The organism is Trueperella bernardiae, from assembly GCF_001469025.1.
GTDB lineage: Bacteria > Actinomycetota > Actinomycetes > Actinomycetales > Actinomycetaceae > Trueperella > Trueperella bernardiae.
Genome location: NZ_LNIZ01000005.1, coordinates 100,299 through 119,659 on the forward strand (window position 1 = coordinate 100,299; position 19,361 = coordinate 119,659).

Below are 19,361 nucleotides of genomic sequence, written 5' to 3' on the forward strand. Positions count from 1 at the left end.
CCGATAGACTATAACAAGTTAATGGCCATTGACTTTGGCTTGCTCTGGCGCCCTCGCCTCTCATCAGGTCCCACCCGTTTCGCGTGGCCCGGCCTAGCGGCGGCGGGTTCCGAAGATTGCTCGCGTGATCTCGCGCGTGAGCGTGCGGCCAGCCGTGCGCACCATCTGATCGACCGTGGCCTCGCGGCGTTTGCGTTGGCGCTCCGCCTCGGCCTCGGCGGCACGACGCCGACGCTCGGCTTCCTTCTCCGCCTCGCGGCGCTCGCGCTCGATCTGTTTCTCCAGCTCGCGGGCCTGGCGGTCGAGTTCCTTCTTGCGCTCCGCCTCGAGTTTGGCGGCCTCCTTGGCTGCCTCGGCCAGGCGCTGGGCCTCCTCGCGGGCCGCCGCCTCCGCGGCCATCCGCTGCTCGAGCAGCTCGAAGGCTGACTCGGGGTCGATGGGGTCCTTGTACCGGGCGAGGGTGGGGGAGTTGCGCAGGGCGGCGTCGATCGCCTGCGCGCTGGCCGGGCCCATGACGGCGGCCGGCGCCCAGATCCGCACCGGGGCCACGGGGCTGGGGCGGCCCTTCTTGTCGAGGATCGTCACGATCGCCTCGCCCGTGCCCAGGCTGGGCAGGATCTGCTCGAGGTCGAGGGGTGAGGTGGGGAAGGTCGCCACCGTCTCGCGGAGCTTCTTCGCCTCGGCGGGGGTGTGGGCGCGAAGGGCGTGCTGGACCTTGGAGCCGAGCTGGGCGAGCACGTCGGCCGGGATGTCCGTCGGGGTCTGGGTAATGAAGACGATGCCCACGCCCTTCGAGCGAATGAGCCGCACGGTCTGCACCACCTGGCGCAGGAACTCCTTCGAGGCGCCGTCGAACAGGAGGTGGGCCTCGTCGAAGAAGAACACGAGCTTGGGCTTGTCCGGATCGCCTACCTCGGGCAGTTCCTGGAAGAGCTCGGCCAGCAGCCACATGAGGAAGGTGGAAAACAGCGCGGGCCGGGACTGGATGTCCGGGAGCTCGAGGGCGGAAATGACGCCTCGGCCGTCGTCGGTCCGGATGAACTCAGCCACGCTGAACGCGGGCTCGCCGAAGAACAGCGCACCGCCCTGGGCCTCGAGCTCGGCGACGTTGCGCAAGATGACGCCCGCGGTGGCCGGCGCGACCCCGCCGATCGCCTTCAGCTCGTCCTTGCCCGAATCGGATGTGAGGTAGGAGAAGACGGCCCGTAGGTCGGTGATGTCGATGAGGGCCAGCTGATTCGTGTCGGCCCAATGGAAGATGAGGGACAGCGCCGATTCCTGCGTCTCGTTGAGGCCGAGCACCTTGGCGAGCAGGATCGGGCCGAAGTCGGAGATCGTGGTGCGAATCGGGGTGCCGTTGCCCTCGCCTCCCAGCGCATACAGTTCCGTGGGAAACGACGACGCCGCCCAATCCTGCCCCTGCTCAGCCGCGCGAGCGGCGAGTTTGTCCGATGCCGGGCCGGGCTCGAGCAAGCCCGTGAGGTCGCCCTTGATGTCCGTGACGAAACACGGCACGCCGCTGGCCGACAGGCTCTCGGCGAAAAGCTGGAGCGTGCGGGTCTTGCCGGTGCCGGTGGCACCCGCGATGAGCCCGTGGCGGTTGAGCATGCCAAGCGGCAGGCGCACCTGTGTGGCCGGGCGGGGAACGCCGTCTTCCATGTAGGTGCCGACCGTGAGTGTCGGGCCGTCAAAGGTGTAGCCGGCGCGGACGGTTTGCTCGTAGTCCGAGGCTGCGGGTGAGGGCACGGGTGCGGGGTCTGGTGCGGGGGAGGCGGCCGGTTCGGCGTGCTGCTCTGTTGCGGGCACGGCCGACTTCGCTGGCGCTGCTGCTGGCGCGGGTTCGGGAGATGTGTCCTCGTTGGGCTGCGGCTCCGGGGAGCCAGACTCCTGGGCCGCGAGGGCGGCTTCGAGGCGGGCCTTGGCGGCGGCCGCCTTTGCTGCGGCGGCCTGAGCTTCGGCCTCGAGCGCTTCAGCTTGCAAACGGAGGATCTCATCGTTCATGGGACCAGTCTACGGGCAGGCCGGGGCCGAGGTGGGAGTCATTTTCCACAATCTCGCTCGCGGGAGGGCAACCCCATTTTTGGGGCTCGGGCGCGAAGGCGCGTGGGGACGAGCGCACATAATGGCTCCATGACCACAATGCCTACCCGTCGCCCAGCCTCCCGCCAGTCGACCGCCGACTGGGAGAAGGTCGAGGGCTTCACCCGCACGGCCATGCGCCTCGGCGCCGGCGACGACGTCGGGGCGCTCACCACGCCCGCTATGAAGCGCCGCTTCGTGCTTGACGGTAACTCATTGCGCATCGCCGCGGTCCTCCTGCTCGTCCTTGCGCTGTCGGGGGTGATCGGAGCGCTGTCCGGGCGCTCCACCGAGGTGGCCGCGATCCCGCAGGGAGAAGAGTCAGCGCAGTCTAAGGCCGGCGCGGGGGACGGGGGAGCAGGCTCCGGCGAGAGTACCGAGGGTGGGCACGCAGTGGACGGTACCGCCAGTGGCAAGGCAGCGCCAGATTCTGCGGGCTCGGAGGAGGCGAGCGCGAGGGCGGAGACGATCGTCGTGCACGTGTCGGGGCAGGTGGCGGTGCCGGGTGTCGTCACGTTGCCGGCGCCCGCGCGGGTTGCGGACGCCGTGCAGGCGGCCGGCGGGCCAACCGGGGAGGCCGACCTCGCCCGCATCAATCTGGCCGGGCCCATCAGTGACGGCGTTCACATCCACGTCCCCGCTGTCGGGGAGGGAGGGGACGCGACCGGCTCGGGCGTCGTCGGCGGGGAAGGAGCAGCGAGCGGCGGGGCGGGAGATACCGGCGCTGCGGACGGGAAGGTCAACCTCAACACGGCGGACCAGGCGGGGCTGGAGGCGATTCCGGGGGTCGGGCCGGTGACAGCCAAAGCCATCATCGATTGGCGCAACGCCAACGGTACCTTTACGTCGATCGACCAGCTCATCGACGTGCGAGGGATCGGTCCCAAGACGCTCGAGCAGCTGCGCGACCACGTGCGCATCTGATGCAGGACTTCCGGTTGCTCGTGCCTGCGGGGGTGGTGTGGGCGGTGGCGCTCCTCGCCCCCGACTACCTCGCGCTCGGGCTCGTGGCGCTCCTTGTCACCCTGCTCGGGGCGCTGAGAAGCAACTGGTTCGCCACGATCGTCGGGGTGGCGTTGCTCTCCGGGACGATCGCGGGCGGGACGGATGCCCTGGTGGGGGAGTCGGATGCCATCTATCACGAGGTCGGCCGCGAGGTGGAGGTCACCGGCGCAATCGAACGCCACCCGAAGACGACGGGCGGGCAGTTCGGCGCGATGGTGCGGATCGAGGCGGTCGCACGGGTGAGCGCTGCGGCTAACTCTGGGCCGGCGATGAGCTCGCGCGCGAGCGCCTACATGCGTTGGGAAGGCGAACGCCTCGAGCGAGGCACGCGATTCGTGGCACGCGGCAGGCTGTCGGCCGGCGATGCCATGCTCCGCCTCAACGCTTCCACTATCGAGCCCCTCTCCGCGCCCCTGACAGGGCGCCTGCGCTCGGCCCTGCGCGAGTACGTTGCCGACCGCCCCTGGCACGCCCAACTCATCCCCGGCGTGGTGGTGGGCGACGACACGGGCCTGCCCGAGCTTGCCACCGAACAGATGCGCATGCTCAGCCTGTCCCACCTCACGGCGGTCTCTGGCGCCCACGTTTCCCTCGTGATCGCGGTGGTGCTCGGCGCGGTGGGCCGACGCCGACCGCTCGTTGCCGGTGCATTCGCGCTGGCGAGCTTGGGCGGGCTCGTGGCGCTGGTCGGCCCCGAGGCCTCCGTGCTTCGGGCCGGCTACATGGGCGTGCTCATGTGCCTGGCGATCGCCCTGCGCCGGCGGACGAACGCTTTGCCGCTCCTCGCTGCCACGATCATCGGGGTCAGCCTGCTCGACCTCGAGCTCGCTCGCAGCCTCGGCTTCCAGCTCTCGGCGCTCGCCACGGCTGCCATCATCGTCTTTTCCTACCCGCTCCAGCGTCGGCTGGCCGAGCACGTGCCCGGGGCGATCGCCGACGTCGTCTCCATCTCCCTCATCGCCGCCATCGCCACCGGCCCGCCGCTCCTCGCCATCCAGGAACGGGCCTCCCTATGGGGGATCCTGGCCAACGCGCTGGTTGCGCCCGTCGTGGCACCACTGACAATTGGGGGCATGGCCGGCACGCTCCTGCTACCCGTGGCGCCCTGGCTGGCCACCCCGATCCTGCGCGCGTGCGAAGCATGCACGTGGTGGATGGCGAAGGTGACCACCCTGCTCATCGGTCTGCCCGGCTCGGGCTTGCCCACGATCGCCGTGCTCATCGCCAATGTCGCCTTCCTCGGCGTGCTGCTCGCCGCCCTGGCGTTTGGGGGCGTGCGCGTCATCCTCGGCGCGGTGGGCACGCTCGTCTGCGCCGCGCTCGTCTCCGCCTTCATCCCGCAGCGCGGGGCGGGGGACTGGGAGGCGATCCAGTGTGACGTGGGGCAGGGCTCGGCCTTCCTCGGACGGACCGAAGAAGGCATTGTCCTCGTCGACGTCGGGCCCGAGGGCGGCAACATGGCGGCCTGCCTGGAGCTCGCTGGCGTTGCCCGCATTGACCTCGTCATCATCAGCCACTTCGACGCCGACCACGTGCGCGGACTGGAGGACGTGCTGGATGCGGCCGACGTCGGCGAAGTGTGGTACTCGCCCAACCTCAACCACGTCTACAACTCTTCCTGGGCCCTTGAGCTCATGGACCGGCGCGGCGTCGAGCACCGACCGGTGGAGTTTGGCCAGCGCACGGGCGGGATCGAGATCATCGGCCCGCGCTCGGTGATCGGCACCGACGACTCCACGAACGCCGACTCGCTGGTGGTGCAGATGGTCACCGCCTCGCACCGGATCCTCATCCTCGGTGATGCACCCGAAGACCGTCAGCGATCCCTGCTCGGGGACGTGGGGGAGATCGACGTCGTCGTCGTCGGCCATCACGGGGCGCGCGACCAGAGCCGGGAGCTTGCCGAGAGGCTCGAGGCGAGGGTGACGATCTTCTCCGTGGGTAAGGACAACACGTACGGCCACCCCACGCGCGAGGCGCTGGAGATCTGGCACGCGCCAATCCAGGTGCGCACGGACCTGTGCGGGCCCGCCGTGCTCGGGGCAGCCGAGATGGTCTCGGGTTGTCGGATGGACGTGGAATAATGGCACGCATGGCAGTCACACTCGCACCCATCGTGCTCATCACCTCCGGCGAACCCGTGTTGGGGGATCGGGCGGTGGCCTCCCTGCGCCGCCAGCTGCGCGCGGCGGATCCGAACACGAACATCGTGGAGATTGACTCCTCGCAGTACGTGAGCGGCCAGCTCGAGGCCCTGCTCACGCCGTCGCTGTTCGGGGAGCCGCGCGCGATCGTCGTGCCCAACCTCGAGCAAGTCAACGCGCCCTTCCAAGATGACCTGCTTGCCTACATCCAGGCCCCGGAGCAGGACTCGGTGCTCGTGCTGCGCCACAACGGGGGCCAACGCGGGAAAAAGGTGCTCGACGCGCTCAAGGGCAAGGTGCCCACCTACGCCTTTGAGAAGGTCAAGTACCCCAACGACAAGGCGAAGATCGTGGTGCAGGACGTGCGCGATGCGGGCCGGAAAATGACGTCGGACGCGGTGGACGCGATCGTTGCCGCACTCGGCTCCGACTTGCGCGAACTGCTCTCGGCCGTCAGCCAGCTCCTGAGTGACGTGAAGGGTACGATCACCGAGGAGGACGTGCGCACCTACTTCGCCGGCCGCGTGGAGGCCACCGCATTCAATGTCGCCGATGCCGTCGTGGCAGGTCGCGCCGGAAAGGCCGTGGAGCTCGCCCGGCACGCGGTCGCCACCGGCAACTCGCCCGTCGCGATCGTGGGCGCGATCGCTATGAAGCTACGCACGATGGCGCAGGTGTTGGGTGTGCGCTCGGCCAAGGGCCGGCCCACTCCGAAGCTCAACAACTGGCAGGCCAGCCGCGCCAAGCAGGACCTGCGCGGGTGGTCGGGGGCGAGCCTGGCGGAGGCGATCCAGGCGATCGCCACAGCGGACGCGGAGGTCAAGGGCCTCTCGCGGGACCCGGAGTACGCGCTCGAGCGGGCCATCGTCACCATCTGCGCGCTACGGCAATAGTGCGCGAGCCCATCGGCAAGAAAGCGACGCACGCCCGCCGAGCGCGGGATATGCTGAAAGAGTCTTTAGCACGTAACGACAAAAGGAGTGAAGTTGCGCATTGGTGTACCACGGGAGTCTGGCGATCAGACTCTGGTCGCCGCTACTCCGGACACAGCGGGAAAGCTGATCAAGCTGGGCTACGAGGTTGTCGTTGAACACGACGCCGGTGCCCGGGCCAGCTTCCCCGACTCGCTGTACGAGAGTGCGGGGGCGCGGATTGTCAGCACGGAGGAGGCGTGGGCAGCGGACATCGTCACGGCGCTCGACGCCCCCGGCCTTGACCGACTCGACCTCATGAAGCACGGCGCGACCTTGATCGCGCGCATGGCCCCCGGCCGCAACCCCGACATCCTGGAGGCCCTCTCCAGCCGTGGGATCACCGGGTTGGCGATGGACATGGTCCCGCGCATCTCGCGCGCCCAGTCCATGGACGTGCTGTCCTCCCTGGCCAACGTGGCCGGATACCGGGCCGTGATCGAGGCCGCCCACCACTTCGGCCGGCTGTTCTCCGGCCAGGTGACGGCGGCCGGCAAGGTCGCCCCCGCCAACGTCTACGTGATCGGTGCGGGCGTTGCGGGCCTGGCCGCGATCGGCACGGCGAACTCGATGGGCGCGATCGTCAGGGCCACCGACGTGCGGCCCGAGACGGCCGAGCAGGTCGAATCCATGGGCGCCGACTTCGTGGCCATCCCGGTCGCCTCCCAGGAATCCACCGACGGGTATGCGAAGGAGATGGGCCAGGAGCAGGCGGCCGCTGCCGAAAAGCTGTACGCCGAACAGGCCGCAGTCGCCGACATCGTCATCACCACCGCCGCCATCCCTGGACGCCGCTCACCCGTGCTGCTCACGGAGGAAACCGTGGCGGGGATGAAGCCGGGCTCCGTCGTCGTCGACATGGGCGCCGCCAATGGCGGCAACGTGGTCGGATCGCGGCCGGACGAGGTGGTCGTGACCGCCAACGGCGTGATCATCATCGGCTACGCAGAGCTCGCCGCCCGCCTGCCGGGCCAGTCCTCACAGCTGTACGGGCAGAACATCTTCAACTTCTTCAAGCTCACCACCCCGGACAAGGACGGCCTGCTCCACCTGGACCTCGATGATGAGATCGTGCGCCAGATGCTCGTCACGCTCGATGACCAGGTCATGTTCCCGCCGCCGCCCGTGAAGGTCTCGGCCGCCCCGGCGCCGGCACCCGCGCCCGCGCAAGCGGAGGTCGCCCCCGAGGCGCCGAAGGAGAAATCCTGGATCGCCAAGCACTGGTGGAAACTTGCCGCCGGCGCCCTGTTCATCTGGCTCATCCTTTCCGCGCCGCCGGGCTCAACCACCCACTTCATGGTGTTCGCTCTCGCCGTCGTGATCGGCTTCTACGTCATCACCGCGGTCACCCACGCCCTCCACACACCACTCATGTCCGTCACGAACGCGATCTCGGGCATCATCGTGGTCGGAGCGCTCCTCCAGGTCGGATCCGACAATGTCGCCGTCCAGATCCTGTCCTTCATCGCCATCGCCGTGGCATCCATCAACATCTTTGGTGGATTCCTCGTCACCGAGCGCATGCTCAAGATGTTCCATAGGAGTTGATCATGAACGACATCGTTGCTTACTACACGTCATGGCAGCTCAGCTTCGAGTCACTGGCGTACATCGCCGCCGCTCTGCTGTTTATCCTCGCGCTCGCGGGGCTGTCGAAGCAGGCCACGGCCCAGCGCGGTAACCGGCTCGGGATGGTAGGCATGGGCCTCGTGCTTCTTGCCACCGTCATCCTCCTCATCTCGTTCGCGCAGAAGCAGGCCGTGGTGGCCGCCCTCATCGTGGTCGCGCTCGGCATCGGCGCGGCCGTGGGTATCCCGCTCGCGCGCAAGGTGGAAATGACCGGCATGCCCGAGCTGATCGCTATGCTCCATTCCTTCGTGGGCCTGGCAGCCGTGCTCGTCGGCTACAACTCCTTCATCCTGACCCCCGGTTCGGACTCGCCCGACAACGCCTTCCACATGGGCGAGGTGGGCCTGGCGGTGTTCATCGGCGCGGTCACGTTCACCGGCTCGATCATCGCCTTCCTCAAGCTCTCGGGCCGAATGTCTGGCAAGCCGCTCACCCTGCCGGGGCGTAACTGGCTCAATCTGGGGGCGATCGTCGCCTCGCTGGCGCTCATCATCTGGTTCGCCCACACGCGCACCGTGGGGATGGGCATGATCCCGCTGGCATTGCTCACGGTGATCGCGCTCCTGCTCGGCCTGCACCTCGTGGCCGCAATCGGCGGCGGCGATATGCCGGTGGTCGTGTCGATGCTCAATTCCTACTCGGGCTGGGCCGCCGCGATGGCCGGCTTCACCCTCGGCAATGACCTGCTCATCATCGTGGGCGCACTCGTAGGCTCCTCGGGCGCCTACCTGTCCTACATCATGTGCCAGGCGATGAACCGCTCCTTCATCTCCGTGATCCTCGGCGGCTTCGGCTCCGACGGCGCGGTGGCCGAAGAACGCGACTACGGCACGCACCACGAAATCACCGCCCCCGAGGTGGCCGACATGCTGGCTTCGGCCTCCAAGGTGGTCATCACCCCCGGCTACGGTATGGCAGTGGCCCAGGCTCAATACCCGGTGGCGGACCTCACCCGGCGCCTGCGCGAGGCGGGCGCGGACGTGTCGTTCGCGATCCACCCCGTGGCGGGCCGACTGCCTGGGCACATGAACGTCCTGCTTGCCGAGGCTAACGTGCCCTACGACATCGTCTACGAAATGGACGAAGTCAACGACACGCTCTCCGAGGCCGACGTGGTGCTCGTCATCGGCGCAAACGACACGGTCAACCCGTCAGCCGAAGAGCCCGGCTCGCCGATCGCGGGTATGCCCGTCATCAAGGTCTGGGAGGCGAAGAACGTCATTGTCTTTAAACGCTCCATGGGGAACGCAGGGTATGCCGGCGTGCAAAACCCGCTGTTCTTCAACGAGAATACCCAGATGCTGCTGGGCGACGCGAAGGACTCGGTGGACCAAATCAACGCCGCGCTCAAGGTGAACGCCTAGCGAAAGCGGTTGTTAAGCCTCCGGCAGTCACGCCGTCGTTTCGGGCGGTGAGGCTTCATCCCTCTCCGCCGGCGTGACTGCCTCCGGCCACTGGGCAAGCTGTTACCCGGGACCCGTTTGAAATTCCTGGACGATTCCGGGGCGATCTCCTCATATACGAAGATCGCCCCGAAATCGTCCAAAGCTCTTTAATTCCAGCTGGCGGGCGTGGCCCGGCGGGGCCGCGCCCGTAGTTCAGGCCCGGCGGGCACGCAAAAGGGCGGCGGACCCCAGTCCGCCGCCCTTTCTTCGAGCTACTTAGCCGTTGATCTTCGCAACGAGCTTGGCGAGCTTCGACTTGCGGTTGGCCGCCTGGTTGCGATGGATAACACCCTTGGAAACAGCCTTATCGAGCTTGCGGGAAGCAACGCGGAGCGCTTCCTGCGCCTCCTCGGCGTTGCCGGCTGCAGCGGCCTCGCGCGTCTTACGTACGAGGGTACGAACCTCGGTCTTGACGGCCTTGTTGCGAAGGCGGCGCTTCTCGTTGGTCTTGTTTCGCTTGATCTGGGACTTGATGTTTGCCACTGATGAACTCTTTCGTTGTGAATGATGGCCCCGAGGGCCGCGGGTCGGTGAGGGCATGCCATCTTCGGACTGAGGCGTGGGGTGCCCGTGGAAAGAAGATTGGCCGGACCTTTCACCCGACCAGGTTCAAAGTCCAATTGACTACTTTAGCAAAGCGACCGGCGCCGCAAAAGCGAGGCCAGATGCGGTTTGTGGTGCATCTGCTCACGTTTGCGGCGCCGTGGTGGCTACAGGGGCGTGAGCCCCGGGGCGTTGACTACTGCTCGTCCTTGTCGCCCTTGATCTTGTCGATCGTGTCGTTGACGAAGCCCTTGGCCTTCTCGCCGGCTTCGGTGGCGGCCTTCTTCACGTCGGCAACCAGCTGGTCCTTCTTGCCCTCGAACTCGAGGTCCTCGTTGTCAGTGGCCTTGCCGGCGGTTTCCTTGGCCTTGCCGCCCAGGTCCTTGGCCTTGTTCTTGATGTCATCAAAGCTCATGATTGCTCCTTTAACGTGGGTCCGAAGCGTCTAGCTTCCTTACTCTTTTCATATTAGCGGGCGAACCTTGGAAAAGTCTGGCATTAGCCGTGGAGTTCCATGAGCGCCTTGACTACGGCGTCGTACCTGGCCCGATCGAGCGTGGCGCCTTCGCGGCGGACTTGGGCCACGTGCGCGACCAGCAGCCTGTCGAGCCGCACCTCCGACGAGCGCCCGCGCGAGTCCCACGCGCCCGTCCCGATGTCCAGCCACGTGCGGCCTTGGCTGGCCTCGTAGCGGGTGTAGTCGTCGTGATCCTTGCTCGACATCTGCACGAACACCACGTGCTCCTCGTATCCGGCGAGCACGAGCACGGGCCGGTCCTTGCCACGCCCGTCGTTCTCGTCGAACGGTACCCACGCCCACACCACCTCGCCCGGGTCGGGGGAGGCGTCGGGGAGCGGGGAGTAGTCGAAGGTGGGAAGGCCGATGCGCGCAACCGGCCACTCGATGGCGGGCTCGTCAGGCCCGGGCAAGGTGGCGCCCCTGGGCCGCAACTTGGGTCCTGGCGCCGGTTGAGTCGCGTTCTTCTTCGACGACGCCGTCCTCGCACCTCGCGCACTACCCCCGCCTTGCGCCGTTCCGCGCGATGCTGAACGCCCGCCGCGTCCCGACGTGCCACGGCTGCCGGTGATCGCGCGGGAGATCTCGTCACCCGCCTTGCGGGCCAGGTCCCGGCCAAGACTCCGGCCGGCCGACTTGGCCGCGCGCCGGAGGGACTCCATGAAAGACACGGCTACTCGTCCTCGCTCTCGTCAAGCAGCTCGATCAGGGTCACGTGCAAGCGCTCGACCTCGGGCACGTCGTGGAGCGTGACCGGGTTGCCGGCCGAGGTTTCAAGGATGAGGGTGCCGCAGCCGAACATGTGGTCAATGATGTCGCGCTCGTAGGAGGCGCTCGAAATCCGGGAGAGCGGGATGTCGTGCCCGGTCTTGTTGAAGATGCCCGTGCGGGTGATGATCCGCCGGTCGGTGACCGTGTACGTGCTGGTCATCCACTGCAGCCACGGGATGACGAACAGGAAGATCGCCAGTAGCCCAGCCGTAGCGCCGGCGGCCCAGTGCGCCCACGGGCGCACTGAGTCGGGCAGGAAGTAGAGTGCGAGGACCAATGCCACCACCACGACCACCAGCGCGAGGATATTGCCAAAAATCGCCTTCACGTGCTCGCGCATGTGGCGAATAACGTGCTCGTCGGCGGCTAGGCGCTTCTTGTTAAAACCCATGCCCCCATTTTGCCACAAGGCTGGCCGTTCACGACGCCGTCGCCCACTTCGCGCCCGCTGGAGCGGCTCGCCTGAGCGGCCGCCCCGGCACTCCGAGTGCCGGCCACCCGGCATTAGAGCCAGATGAAGAGGCTGATGATGGCAAGGAGGGCGATGAACGGCAGGGAGGCGAGGGTGATGCCGGCCGCGAGCACGGTCCAGCGCAGGTCGTCTTGGAGGTGGGGGACGTTGCCCACCCCGCCCGCCTGGGCGATGGCGGCGCGCTGGGCGGCCTCGAGCCGGGAGAGGAAGGTCTTACGCCGCTGGGCGGCCTCCCGTTCGGCGTCGGCCTGGCGTTCCCGGGCCCGCAGGCGCTTGACCTCGGCCTCCATGCCCGCCTCGCGGGTGAGGACGTTGCCATATTCGTCGATGATGATCCCGTCCCCGGAGCTTTGCGAGATTTGGCCCGCGCTCTCGGATCGTTGAGTCTGCTTGGCGTAGCGCGCCCGCACCTTCTCGGTGTACTCGTTCAGCAGGCGCTCGAGCCGGGAGCGCCGGATCGCGAAGAACACCAGCACGATGCTGAAGACTACGCATGCGCCAAACGGGATCCACGCGCCTGCGCCACCTCCGTGCGTGCCGGCTTGCCAGCCGACGAAGGCGAGAAGCGCGTTGCTTGCGGCGGCGAAGGTTACGAGCGCGCGCCCCGGCAGGCGGGTCAGGCGCTCGATGAGGGGCAGAAAGACGTTGAGGGATCCAGGACCTAGGCTCATGGTAGGTATTGTCTCACTGCCGCGGCCCGATCATCCCAATAAGTTCGCTGAGGGAGGCAAGGGTGCCCGGTTGCTTGCCCCGGTGGTCGAGCAGGTAGCCGTCCACCCCGGCGGCGGTGGCGGCCTCCACGTCGATCGGGCGGTCGCCCACGGCGAGCACGCGGGCCGGGTGGAGACGGTGGCGTTCGATCAGCACCAGGTACATGTCAGGGGAGGGCTTGCGCTCGTAGCCGTCGGGAGCACACACCATGTCGTCCACCTCGATGCCGTGGGCGGCCAGCAGGTCCTCGGCCGAGCAGCGGTCACGGTGGGTGGCGATGAGGTTGAGCCCACCGGCGTCGCGAACAGCCTCGAGCACGCGGCGCGCGCCACTCATGAGCGGGGCCGGGCGGGTCTTCCACGATTCCTTGAGTTCGGAGTAGCCGGCATGCAGGGCCTCGAGGTCGGCGTCGTAGAGCTGGTGGAGCTTGTTCATTGCGTGGTCGATGGAGATCGAGCGCAGGCGGGCCACCTCGGACAGCTGGGCGTTGCTGGGCGCGTCCGTGCGATATCCAATCCGCGCGAGCAGGTGGTCGACGGCCGGGTAGGTGTCGATGAGCGTGCCGCCCATGTCCCACAAAATGGAGGTGTACACGCCTCAAGTCTGGCACAGGCCGCCTAATTTCACACGGCACATTCCCGGTTCCGTGCGGGCGCGCTGGTATCGTTGTCAAAGACTGTTATTCGAAGGAGACTCGTGCCCGTTTCTACCTCTGCCGAGCTGGCCAAGATCCAGCCCGCGTCCACTCCGGCCGCGCAGATTCGGAATTTCTGCATCATCGCCCACATCGATCACGGCAAGTCCACGCTTGCCGATCGGATGCTGCAATTGACGGACATCGTCACGGAGCGTGAGATGCGCGCCCAGTACCTTGACCGCATGGATATCGAGCGCGAGCGCGGGATCACGATTAAGTCCCAGGCGGTGCGCATGCCGTGGTCGGTGGACGGGCAGGCCTACGCGCTCAACATGATCGACACCCCCGGCCACGTGGACTTCGCTTACGAGGTCTCCCGTTCGCTCGCCGCGTGCGAGGGCGCGATCCTCCTGGTCGATTCGGCGCAGGGCATCGAGGCGCAGACGCTGGCGAACCTGTACATGGCGATCGAGAATGACCTGACGATCATCCCCGTCCTCAACAAGATCGACCTGCCGGCCGCGAACCCGGACAAGTACGCCGCCGAGCTCGCCTCCCTCATCGGGTGCGATCCCGACGACGTGGTGCGGGTGTCGGGCAAGACGGGCCAGGGCGTGGACGAGTTGCTTGACCGGATCGTGGCCGAGATCCCGGCCCCCACGGGCGACGCCGACGCCGAGGCCCGCGCCATGATCTTTGACTCGGTCTACGATTCCTACCGCGGCGTGGTGACGTACGTGCGTGTGGTGGATGGCAACCTCACCCCGCGCCAGCGTGTACAGATGATGTCCACCCACACCAACCATGAGCTACTCGAGATCGGCGTCATCTCGCCCGAACCGAAGCCGGCCGCCGGACTGGGCGTGGGGGAGGTGGGCTACCTCATCACGGGTGTGAAGGAGGTGCGCCAGTCGCGCGTGGGCGACACGGTCACGGACGCCCGCAAGCCGGCCGCCGCGCCTCTCTCGGGCTACCGCGACCCCAAGCCCATGGTCTATTCGGGCATCTACCCGATCGACGGCTCGGATTACCCGGCCCTGCGTGATGCGCTGGACAAGCTCAAGCTCAACGACGCCGCCCTTGTCTACGAGCCCGAAAACTCTGTGGCACTCGGCTTCGGCTTTAGGTGCGGGTTCCTCGGCCTGCTCCACCTTGAGATCGTCACAGAGCGCCTCGAGCGCGAGTTTGACTTGGACCTCATCGCCACCGCCCCCTCGGTTATCTACCGGGTGGTTGCCGAAGGCGGGGCCGAGCATGTGGTGCAAAACCCGTCCGAGTTCCCGGACGGGAAGATTCAGGCGATTTACGAGCCGCTGGTCAACGCCACGATCCTCACCCCTTCCGACTTCGTGGGCACCACGATGGAGCTGTGCCAGCAGCGCCGCGGGAACCTGGAGGGGATGGACTACCTGTCCGAGGACCGGGTGGAGTTGCGCTACAAGTTGCCGCTGGCCGAGATCGTCACCGACTTCTTCGACCAGCTCAAGTCCCGCACGAAGGGCTACGCCTCCCTCGATTACAAGGAGGAGGGCGAGCAGCAGGCGGACCTGGTCAAGGTCGACATCCTGCTCAACGGCGAGAAGGTGGATGCCTTCTCCGCGATCGTCCACCGCGACAACGCCTACCACTACGGTGTGGAGATGACCGGCAAGCTCAAGGGCCTCATTCCGCGCCAGCAGTTCGAGATCCCCGTCCAGGCCGCGATCGGTTCGCGCATTATTGCCCGCGAAACGATCCGGGCCCTGCGCAAGGATATGCTGGCCAAGTGTTACGGTGGCGATATCTCCCGTAAGCGCAAGCTGCTGGAGAAGCAGAAGGAAGGTAAGAAGCGCATGAAGTCGATTGGGCGCGTGGACGTGCCGCAGGAGGCCTTCGTCGCAGCCCTGTCCTCCGAGATGCCCGAGTCAAAGAAGAAGTAATGTCCGAGCACGGCACCCTGCCCGAGCAGAACCCCAACTACGGCCGGATTATGTCCTTCACCCGGCGCGGTTCGCGCCTGGGGGACAAGTACGAAAAGGTAATGGAGGAATACGGCCCGGCATACGTCATCGACTACCCGCAGGGGCCGGCCCAGACCACCCTGGCTAAGGATGCGTTCGTGGACCTGCGCGCGGCATTTGGGCGTTCGGCCCCGCTCGTGGTCGAGATCGGCCCGGGCAGCGGGGAGCAGACGATGTCCGCGGCCCTCGCCCGCCCCGAGTGGAACTTCTTGGCGATCGAGGCGTGGTCGCCCGGCGTGGCGCGCTGCGTGAATGCGGCCGTGCGCGAGGGCGTGCAGAACGTGCGGATCATGGAGGTTGACGCCGCCCAGGCCCTGCCCATCCTTTTCCGGTGTGGCGAGGTGGAAAACCCGCGGGCGCGGGAGGTGTGGACGTTCTTCCCGGACCCGTGGCGCAAGAAGCGTCACCACAAGCGCCGCCTGGTGAGCGACAACTTCGCGAAGACCGTGGCGCTCGTGCTCGAGCAGGGCGGCGTGTGGCGTATGGCCACCGACTGGGCCGACTACGCCTGGCATATGCGCGATGTGGTGGCCAACAGCCCGCACTTTTCCAATCCTTACTCGGAGAAGAACCCCGATGCGGCCGACCAGGGCCAGTACCGGGGCGGCTTCGCCAAGCGCTGGCCGGGCCGCGTAATGACCCGTTTCGAGTCGCGCGGGATTGAGGCCGGGCGCAAGATTTTCGACGTCGAGGCGATCCGCGAGCGTGACTGAACTCGGCATCGACACCGCGCGGGTGGAGGGTCTGTCCGCCTACGTCCACGTGCCGTTTTGCTCGGTGCGCTGCGGGTATTGCGACTTCAACACCTACACGAACCTCGATTTCGGCAAGGGCGCGAGCGCCTCGCGTTTCGCGGACACCCTCATCTCTGAGATCGCCCTTGCTCACGACGCCGTCGCCCCGGCAGGGCCCCTGCGCACGGTTTTCTTTGGGGGCGGCACTCCCACGATGCTGCCGGCGTCCGACCTGGCGGCGGTGTTGGCCGCGCTGACGGAGGCCTTCGGCTCCCCTGAGGGCGAGGTGACCACCGAGGCGAACCCGGAGACGGTGACCTTGGAGGCACTCGAGACCCTCGCAGATGCGGGCTTTACCCGCTTCTCTTTCGGCATGCAGTCGGCGGTCGAGCACGTGCTGGCCACCCTCGACCGCCAGCACACGCCCGGCCAAGTGGCCCAGGTGGCCCGCTGGGCGCGGGAGCTCGGCCTGGAGTTTTCCCTTGACCTGATTTACGGCGCGCCGGGGGAGTCCCTCGATGACTGGCGTGCCTCCCTCGACGCCGCGATCGCGCTCGAGCCCGGCCACATCTCCGCTTACGGCCTGACGATCGAGGAGGGCACGAAGATGGGGGCCCAGTTGCGGCGCGGGGAGATCCCCGAGCCGGACCCGGACGTGCTGGCCGCCAAGTACGAGATGGCAGACGAGGCGCTGTCTGCCGCCGGCTACGAGTGGTACGAGGTGTCGAACTGGGCCAAGCCCGGCAAGCGCTCGGAACACAACCGGGCCTACTGGACGAACGCGAACTGGTGGGGATTCGGCCCCGGCGCCCACTCCCACCTGGACGGGCGTCGCTTTTGGAACATCAAGCCCCCGATCGCGTACGCTGGCAAACTTGAGGCCGGGGAGCTGCCGATCGCGGGCGGCGAGGTCCTCACCCCCGCCGAGCGGCGCGAGGAGGATATCATGCTGGGCATCCGTCTGAGCGAGGGCATCGACGTGGGTGCTACCCCGCCTGGCGTCGTCGCCTCGCTTATCGCCGACGAACTGATCGACCCAGCCGCCGCGTTCGCCGGCCGCTTGCGGCTGACCCGCAAGGGGCGCCTGTTGGCTGACGTCGTGACCCGAACCCTGTGGGACGCCGAGGAGGCATCATGAACCGCGACTATGTCGTCTACACCATCCTTGCCCTCGTGATCGGCATCCCGCTGATCTACACGGGGATCACCCTGTTCTCCAAGAAGTCGGGTGGCACGTGGGACGAGGCCTCGCGTCTCAAGGGCGCCATGCGCGCCCAGGGGTGGCGGGTGAAGGACACCGTGGACAACCTCGCCCTCTTCTTGCTCGATACCACGGTGCTGCCGAGCCATTGGCCGCTCGCGGTGGGGGCGCCGGGCGTGGAGGCCGTCAGCTCCGGCCGGCGCGGGACCACCTGGCGGGCGGGCAGCTTCGTGGCGCCGTCGGTTGGCGGCTACCTGCTGTTCACGCTTGAGGTCCCACTGCGTAGCGACGGCACCGAGCCCGAGATCCCCGAGACCCTCGCGCGCCTGGACGGCGGGTTGTCCTGGGAGGGCGAGTCGGGTTGGGTGAACGACGATGTCGCCGCCTTCCTCACCTCCTGGCCCGGCCTGCGAGCGGCGCACTTGACGGCCAACAAAGTGACCTTCATGGTCAACGAGGGCGGGGAGAAGGTCGAGCGGCTGAAGGAGATCGCCTCCTATGCGGAGGGGATCATCCCTACCCTGCCCGGTGAGGTGTGGGGCTAGCGGCCGTGACGAAGTCGATGAGCTCCTCCATTCGGCCAAGGAACGCCGGCTCGAGGTCCCGGTAGTCGCGCACGGCCCTCAGAATCCTGGCCCAGCCCAGGCCGATATCCTCGGCCGTGGCGTGCGGCCAGCCCATGCGGGCGAGCGTGCCCTTCTTGATGTCCTCCCCGCGCGGCACGTGCGGCCATTCTTTCAGACCAACGACGCCGGGCTTGATCGCCTGCCAGATGTCGACGTAGGGATGGCCGAGCACGAGCACGCCCTCCATGGTCGCCACCTCGGCGGCGATACGGGCCTCCTTGGAGCCGGCCACGAGGTGGTCGAGCATGATGCCGGCGCGCCGGGAATCGGACGGGCCGAAGACGGCGAGGACATCGGCCAGGTGGTCGGCGCCGAAGAGCTCTTCGATCATGATGCCCTCATAGGCCAAGTCGGAGCCCCAGATCTTGGAGGTGAGCTCGGCGTCGTGCTTGCCCTCCACCCAGATGCGGGAGGCCTTGGCCACGCGCGCCTCGTGCTCCACGTGGAAGGAGCCCGAGGCAGTGATCTTCGGGCCTCGGCTGGCTACCAGTTTCTTCGGCAGGGGCGGGATGAGGTTCACCGCCTCGCCCTCGAGCCAGAACCCGCGCCCGATCGGGAAGCCGCGCCGGCGCATCTGGGCATCCTCCAGTTCCATCTGCCACTGGCCGGCCACCTTGCCCACCTTCATCACTTCGCCCACGTACCCGGAGGTGACGTCCTCGAGGACCATGCCCACCTCCACAGTGACGTCGCGGATGGTGGAGGCGGGGGCGTTGAGGGCGTCAGGGCCGTAGCGGTCGATATAGCTCATGGGGCTAGGGTAGCGCGTGGGAGGCAACTGGGATATTTGGAGGCCAGGGCGTAGAATTGGCACTCGAGTTATGCGAGTGCTATGTGGGGAGGCGTGATGGCAACGGATCGGCAGGCCAAGGTGCTCAACGCCATCGTGCAAGATTACGTGCGTACGGGCGAGCCAGTGGGCTCGCGCGCCGTGGTCGAGCGCCACCACCTCGGCGTCTCGCCGGCAACCGTCCGTAGCGACATGGTGTCGCTTGAGGAGGCTGGCCTCATCCACCAACCCCACACCTCCGCAGGGCGCGTGCCCACTGACGCCGGCTACCGCCAGTTCGTGGACCAGATCGCCTCGCTCAAGCCGCTCTCGCGCGCCGAGCGCACCGCGATCAAGCGCATGCTGTTCGAGGCGGTGGACCTAGACGAGGTCATCACACGCGCCGCGGCCCTCCTGTCCTCCCTCACGAACCAGGTGGCGATGGTGCAATACCCCTCGCTTCGCCGCACGGCCCTGCGCCACATCGAGCTGGTGCCGCTCACCGACACCCGCGCGCTGGTCGTCATCATCACCAACGCTGGCCGCGTGGAGCAGCGCATGGTCTCCTTCCCCTCGGCGCTCACGGAGGAGGACCTGGTGGCGCTGCGGCGGGTGCTCAACACCGAACTCGAGGAGCTCCAGCTGGCCGGCCTGCCCGACGCGCTCGGCCGGGTGGAAGACGGCCTGCCAGAGGAACTCAAGCCGGCCGCCCGCCTCGTCGTGCAGGTGGTGGAAGAAACGTTACGCAACGAGGCCGAGGAACGGGTCGTCGTCGCCGGCACCGCCAACCTCACCCGCTACACGATTGACTTCGACAACTCGGTCTTCCCCATCCTCGACGCGATCGAGGAGCAGGTGGTACTGCTGCGCATCCTCGCCCACCAGGAGGACGGGCTGCACGTGGGGATCGGCCGGGAGAACTCGAGTGATGCCCTGAGCGAAACCTCTGTGGTGTCCACCAACTATGTGGGCGCGGACCAGCAAACACTGGCCCGGCTTGGCATCATTGGACCGACGCGCATGGACTACACGGCGAATATGTCCTCGGTCTATGCGGTGGCGAAGTATCTATCCGACATCTTGGCAGCGAATTAACAAAGGGAAACT

18 protein-coding genes are annotated in these 19,361 nt (G+C 67.2%); 10 read left to right on the forward strand and 8 right to left on the reverse strand.

The features are described 5' to 3' along the window. Positions 1 to 93: 93 nt before the first annotated feature. The gene (locus AQZ59_RS06110; RefSeq protein ID WP_062613789.1) at positions 94 to 2,001 is read right to left on the reverse strand and encodes a helicase HerA-like domain-containing protein; all 1,908 of its coding nucleotides are present in this window, start codon (positions 1,999 to 2,001) and stop codon (positions 94 to 96) included. A gap of 129 nt (positions 2,002 to 2,130) precedes the next feature. Between AQZ59_RS06110 and AQZ59_RS09690 the strand changes: the two genes are divergently transcribed. The 5 genes from AQZ59_RS09690 (at position 2,131) to pntB (ending at position 9,192) form a co-directional block, all read left to right on the forward strand. Next, positions 2,131 to 3,003: a helix-hairpin-helix domain-containing protein gene (locus AQZ59_RS09690; protein WP_201783162.1), complete on the forward strand. Its 873-nt coding sequence runs from the start codon at positions 2,131 to 2,133 to the stop codon at positions 3,001 to 3,003. After that, positions 3,003 to 5,168 (forward strand): ComEC/Rec2 family competence protein, encoded by a 2,166-nt coding sequence (locus tag AQZ59_RS06120; protein ID WP_062613790.1) that lies wholly within the window; start codon positions 3,003 to 3,005, stop codon positions 5,166 to 5,168. The genes AQZ59_RS09690 and AQZ59_RS06120 overlap by 1 nt, the downstream gene beginning before the upstream one ends. Before the next feature lie 8 nt (positions 5,169 to 5,176). Next, positions 5,177 to 6,121: a DNA polymerase III subunit delta gene (gene holA / locus AQZ59_RS06125; RefSeq protein WP_236698679.1), complete on the forward strand. Its 945-nt coding sequence runs from the start codon at positions 5,177 to 5,179 to the stop codon at positions 6,119 to 6,121. A 93-nt stretch (positions 6,122 to 6,214) separates the two neighbouring features. Further along, positions 6,215 to 7,747 carry a Re/Si-specific NAD(P)(+) transhydrogenase subunit alpha gene (locus tag AQZ59_RS06130; RefSeq protein ID WP_062613792.1) on the forward strand — a complete coding sequence of 511 codons (1,533 nt, stop codon included), beginning with the start codon at positions 6,215 to 6,217 and terminating at the stop codon, positions 7,745 to 7,747. Positions 7,748 to 7,749: 2 nt separating this feature from the next. Beyond that, positions 7,750 to 9,192: a Re/Si-specific NAD(P)(+) transhydrogenase subunit beta gene (pntB, locus tag AQZ59_RS06135; protein WP_062613793.1), complete on the forward strand. Its 1,443-nt coding sequence runs from the start codon at positions 7,750 to 7,752 to the stop codon at positions 9,190 to 9,192. 297 nt (positions 9,193 to 9,489) lie between these two features. Here the strand turns inward: pntB and rpsT are convergent, their stop codons facing one another. The 6 genes from rpsT to AQZ59_RS06165 all read right to left on the reverse strand — a co-directional run bounded on the left by rpsT (position 9,490) and on the right by AQZ59_RS06165 (position 12,881). Beyond that, positions 9,490 to 9,756 carry a 30S ribosomal protein S20 gene (gene rpsT, locus AQZ59_RS06140; RefSeq protein ID WP_062613794.1) on the reverse strand — a complete coding sequence of 89 codons (267 nt, stop codon included), beginning with the start codon at positions 9,754 to 9,756 and terminating at the stop codon, positions 9,490 to 9,492. Positions 9,757 to 10,012: 256 nt separating this feature from the next. Beyond that, entirely contained in the window at positions 10,013 to 10,231 is a 219-nt protein-coding gene (locus AQZ59_RS06145) for a CsbD family protein (protein ID WP_062613795.1), read from the reverse strand. An 83-nt stretch (positions 10,232 to 10,314) separates the two neighbouring features. Beyond that, positions 10,315 to 10,995, reverse strand: coding sequence for a type II toxin-antitoxin system PemK/MazF family toxin (locus AQZ59_RS06150; protein ID WP_068539013.1), 681 nt, complete (start codon positions 10,993 to 10,995; stop codon positions 10,315 to 10,317). An 11-nt stretch (positions 10,996 to 11,006) separates the two neighbouring features. Further along, positions 11,007 to 11,495 carry a PH domain-containing protein gene (locus AQZ59_RS06155; protein WP_062613797.1) on the reverse strand — a complete coding sequence of 163 codons (489 nt, stop codon included), beginning with the start codon at positions 11,493 to 11,495 and terminating at the stop codon, positions 11,007 to 11,009. A gap of 113 nt (positions 11,496 to 11,608) precedes the next feature. Next, positions 11,609 to 12,247, reverse strand: coding sequence for a hypothetical protein (locus AQZ59_RS06160; RefSeq protein ID WP_062613798.1), 639 nt, complete (start codon positions 12,245 to 12,247; stop codon positions 11,609 to 11,611). A gap of 13 nt (positions 12,248 to 12,260) precedes the next feature. Continuing rightward, positions 12,261 to 12,881 (reverse strand): HAD-IA family hydrolase, encoded by a 621-nt coding sequence (locus AQZ59_RS06165; RefSeq protein WP_236698680.1) that lies wholly within the window; start codon positions 12,879 to 12,881, stop codon positions 12,261 to 12,263. 102 nt (positions 12,882 to 12,983) lie between these two features. On the opposite strand from AQZ59_RS06165, the gene lepA reads away from it, so the two are divergent. The 4 genes from lepA to AQZ59_RS06185 are packed head-to-tail and all read left to right on the forward strand — an operon-like array spanning position 12,984 to position 17,404. Beyond that, positions 12,984 to 14,843, forward strand: a complete 1,860-nt coding sequence (lepA, locus tag AQZ59_RS06170; protein ID WP_062613799.1) for a translation elongation factor 4 — start codon at positions 12,984 to 12,986, stop codon at positions 14,841 to 14,843. Then, complete coding sequence (gene trmB / locus AQZ59_RS06175) at positions 14,843 to 15,637, forward strand: tRNA (guanosine(46)-N7)-methyltransferase TrmB (protein ID WP_062613800.1); 795 nt, start codon at positions 14,843 to 14,845, stop codon at positions 15,635 to 15,637. Before lepA ends, trmB begins: the two co-directional genes overlap by 1 nt. After that, positions 15,630 to 16,796, forward strand: a complete 1,167-nt coding sequence (gene hemW, locus AQZ59_RS06180) for a radical SAM family heme chaperone HemW (RefSeq protein WP_062613801.1) — start codon at positions 15,630 to 15,632, stop codon at positions 16,794 to 16,796. Before trmB ends, hemW begins: the two co-directional genes overlap by 8 nt. After that, positions 16,793 to 17,404, forward strand: a complete 612-nt coding sequence (locus AQZ59_RS06185; protein ID WP_062613802.1) for a hypothetical protein — start codon at positions 16,793 to 16,795, stop codon at positions 17,402 to 17,404. Before hemW ends, AQZ59_RS06185 begins: the two co-directional genes overlap by 4 nt. Here AQZ59_RS06185 and AQZ59_RS06190 read toward each other — a convergent pair. Further along, a complete protein-coding gene (locus tag AQZ59_RS06190) occupies positions 17,376 to 18,236 on the reverse strand; it encodes a DUF3097 family protein (RefSeq protein ID WP_062613803.1) in 861 nt (286 codons plus the stop codon). The two genes, AQZ59_RS06185 and AQZ59_RS06190, sit on opposite strands and share 29 nt — an antisense overlap. A gap of 96 nt (positions 18,237 to 18,332) precedes the next feature. On the opposite strand from AQZ59_RS06190, the gene hrcA reads away from it, so the two are divergent. Then, positions 18,333 to 19,349 (forward strand): heat-inducible transcriptional repressor HrcA, encoded by a 1,017-nt coding sequence (gene hrcA / locus AQZ59_RS06195; protein ID WP_201783163.1) that lies wholly within the window; start codon positions 18,333 to 18,335, stop codon positions 19,347 to 19,349. Positions 19,350 to 19,361: the final 12 nt, after the last annotated feature.

Excerpts from the sequence above, each read along its gene's own strand:
- AQZ59_RS06150 (WP_068539013.1), bottom strand. The coding sequence starts at position 10,995 with ATGGAGTCCCTCCGGCGCGCGGCCAAGTCGGCCGGCCGGAGTCTTGGC.
- pntB (WP_062613793.1), top strand. The coding sequence starts at position 7,750 with ATGAACGACATCGTTGCTTACTACACGTCATGGCAGCTCAGCTTCGAG.
- AQZ59_RS06110 (WP_062613789.1), bottom strand. The coding sequence starts at position 2,001 with ATGAACGATGAGATCCTCCGTTTGCAAGCTGAAGCGCTCGAGGCCGAA.
- AQZ59_RS06190 (WP_062613803.1), bottom strand. The coding sequence starts at position 18,236 with ATGAGCTATATCGACCGCTACGGCCCTGACGCCCTCAACGCCCCCGCC.
- AQZ59_RS06155 (WP_062613797.1), bottom strand. The coding sequence starts at position 11,495 with ATGGGTTTTAACAAGAAGCGCCTAGCCGCCGACGAGCACGTTATTCGC.
- hrcA (WP_201783163.1), top strand. The coding sequence starts at position 18,333 with ATGGCAACGGATCGGCAGGCCAAGGTGCTCAACGCCATCGTGCAAGAT.
- AQZ59_RS06160 (WP_062613798.1), bottom strand. The coding sequence starts at position 12,247 with ATGAGCCTAGGTCCTGGATCCCTCAACGTCTTTCTGCCCCTCATCGAG.
- AQZ59_RS06185 (WP_062613802.1), top strand. The coding sequence starts at position 16,793 with ATGAACCGCGACTATGTCGTCTACACCATCCTTGCCCTCGTGATCGGC.
- AQZ59_RS06120 (WP_062613790.1), top strand. The coding sequence starts at position 3,003 with ATGCAGGACTTCCGGTTGCTCGTGCCTGCGGGGGTGGTGTGGGCGGTG.
- AQZ59_RS09690 (WP_201783162.1), top strand. The coding sequence starts at position 2,131 with ATGACCACAATGCCTACCCGTCGCCCAGCCTCCCGCCAGTCGACCGCC.
- trmB (WP_062613800.1), top strand. The coding sequence starts at position 14,843 with ATGTCCGAGCACGGCACCCTGCCCGAGCAGAACCCCAACTACGGCCGG.
- AQZ59_RS06145 (WP_062613795.1), bottom strand. The coding sequence starts at position 10,231 with ATGAGCTTTGATGACATCAAGAACAAGGCCAAGGACCTGGGCGGCAAG.
- holA (WP_236698679.1), top strand. The coding sequence starts at position 5,177 with ATGGCAGTCACACTCGCACCCATCGTGCTCATCACCTCCGGCGAACCC.